Consider the following 1,420-nt stretch of genomic DNA (forward strand, 5'->3'; position numbering starts at 1 on the left):
CATCAGGGCCTGCTCGAACTGGCTTGCAGCCTCATATGCCTCCGCCGCCTGCGGACCTCATTCTGAAACGATCAGTTAGAGGCTGGGGGACCCGGGGTGAGAGTGGAGCAGATATCCCAACGGGCCGTAGCCCGGACCCCGTGAAACGGGTCACCTCGTCCGGCGCAGAGGGACGTTCGGGACAAGGCGCAGCCCGGTCACGGTCCATGGAGCGCGGCTTTCCCTTCGCGGGTCTGGGAGGGTTGGTCACCAACTCAAGCGCGGAGCAATGCATTCCGGCTGCTGACCCGAGTGCCGCTTACGAAGAGAGGGAGCTTGGGCCCACCCGAAGCGACGCAGCGCATGCACAGCATCTGACACTCGCTCAACGTTGTTTTGCAGGAAGTGATCATGCTGGTACAGTAAGCGAGAGTTGCTGATTTTCAGCATGGGGGATTCGATCTTGGGGGTAAATGTGAAGAGTTTTGCAAGGGCTTTGGCTTCATTCTCTGCCGTATCGGCGTTGGTTCTGACTGCTACCGGTACAGCACAAGCCGCTACGGCGGCACCGGATGCGACGATTGTCTCCGTATGTTACCGGGCCCACGTTTCAGGTGTGGGATGGGAGACTAAACCCACTTGCGGTGGATGGTCAGGAACTATGGGGCAGAACAGGGCTATCGAAGCTCTAGAGATCACCGCATACGGGGTTGGCTGGTTCTGCGCCCAGGCTCACACGCGGAACGTAGGCTGGGGCCCGAAGGAGACGTGTGCGGAGGGCGGCCAGACCATCACTATTGGAACCACCGGACAAAACCGCCCGATGGAAGCTATTCGTTTCAGTAGCACCAAGACTGTATGGGCAAATGCGCACGTGCAGAACGAGGGTTATACGGGCTTCTCCATTGGCACCTGGATCGAAGTGGGTACGACCGGCAAGAATCAGAACCTGGAAGCTATTTCGATGAGTTTCCACTAGCCGCCAACTTTAGAACCCAGTGCAGCAATTGGGCTCGGCTTAGCGGGGGCCCAATTGCCAGCCCCCTGCGGGGCGGGCTTTTCTTGGAGGCGAAACCGGAAAAGACCGGGCGGGGGAGCGAAGCGGACCCGCCCAACGGGCCGAAGGCCCAGACCCCGTGAAACGGGGTCAGTTCCGGTCCGCAGCGAAGCGCAGGACCCCCGGCCCGAAGGGCCGGGCCTGGGCTCGGCTGCGCCGAGCCTCGTCGAGCGCAGCGAGGCGTTTCCTTGCGGAGCGAGGCAGAGGAGCAGGCGCCGAAGGCGCCTCGGCCGAGCGCGCTCGGTCTTCCCCGAGGGTCGGGAACTCAGCCCAATCCCCCCTTCAGACGCGTGCAGACTGATCACTAAACTGATCGTTTCAGAATGAGGTCCGCAGGCGGCGGAGGCATATGAGGCTGCAAGCCAGTTCGAGCAGGCCCTGATG

1 protein-coding gene is annotated in these 1,420 nt (G+C 61.7%); it reads left to right on the top strand.

The features are described from left to right. Window positions 1–412: 412 nt before the first annotated feature. Entirely contained in the window at window positions 413–958 is a 546-nt protein-coding gene (locus tag IEZ01_RS34410; protein ID WP_189205718.1) for a hypothetical protein, read from the top strand. Window positions 959–1,420: the final 462 nt, after the last annotated feature.

The sequence above is a fragment of the Streptomyces purpureus genome (assembly GCF_014648195.1).
Lineage (GTDB): Bacteria > Actinomycetota > Actinomycetes > Streptomycetales > Streptomycetaceae > Streptomyces > Streptomyces purpureus.